This window comes from Actinomyces sp. oral taxon 849 str. F0330, from assembly GCF_000239715.1.
GTDB classification, from domain to species: Bacteria; Actinomycetota; Actinomycetes; order Actinomycetales; family Actinomycetaceae; genus Actinomyces; species Actinomyces johnsonii.
This window is the reverse complement of sequence record NZ_JH470407.1, coordinates 1-744: the sequence shown is the minus strand read 5'-3', so window position 1 is coordinate 744 and position 744 is coordinate 1. Positions and strand designations below refer to the sequence as shown.

1 protein-coding gene is annotated in these 744 nt (G+C 74.1%); it reads right to left on the bottom strand.

The genetic code is table 11. The features are described 5' to 3' along the window. Positions 1-696 (bottom strand): DNA polymerase III subunit delta' (locus HMPREF0975_RS14375; protein WP_009234969.1); only part of this gene is annotated, 696 nt, incomplete at its 3' end. Positions 697-744 lie beyond the last annotated feature (48 nt).

Genomic DNA, 744 nt, shown 5'->3' with positions numbered 1-744 from the left:
GAGCCCGATGTGCGACTGGCTGGCCCGAGCCGCTCGAGCGGCCAGCTCGGGGTCCGCGTCATCGCGGCGCACGAGGAGCTCGGCGACGGCGTCGGCCGGCGGAATCCGCAGCGTCACCAGGCGGCAGCGCGAGCGGATGGTGGGCAGGACGTCGTCGGCGCTGGGGGTGCACAGCAGCCAGACGGTCTGGGGCGGCGGCTCCTCGATGGATTTGAGCAGGACGTTGGTGGTGCGCTCGGCCATGCGATCGGCGTCCTCGACGAGGATGACGCGCCAGCGACCGGTCCAGGGGCGGCGCTGGGCCTCACCGATGAGGGTCTTGACCTCGTCCATCGTGATGATGAGCTTCTCGGTGGTCAGGCGCACGACATCGGGGTGGGAGCCGGCCATGACGTCGCGGCAGGGCTTGCACTGTCCGCAGCCGGGCACGGGACCGGTGCACTGCAGGGCGGCTGCGAAGGCGCGGGCAGCATTCGAGCGGCCCGATCCGGGTGGGCCGGTCACGAGCCAGGCGTGGCTCATCGCGAGCCCCGCCGGGCGGTCCGCTCCCCCGCTCCCCGCGTTGTCTGGGGGTGCGGAGGCGGTTCCGGGGGTACTCGCCTCACGCTGCCCGGCCGTCTCCCGGGCCGCCAGGGCCGCGGCGTTGAAGGCGGCCACCGCGTTCTCCTGGCCGACGATGTCATCCCACACGCTCATGACCGCGCCTCCGGTCGGTTCGCCGGCTGCCCGGCGCCGCGGCGGGCG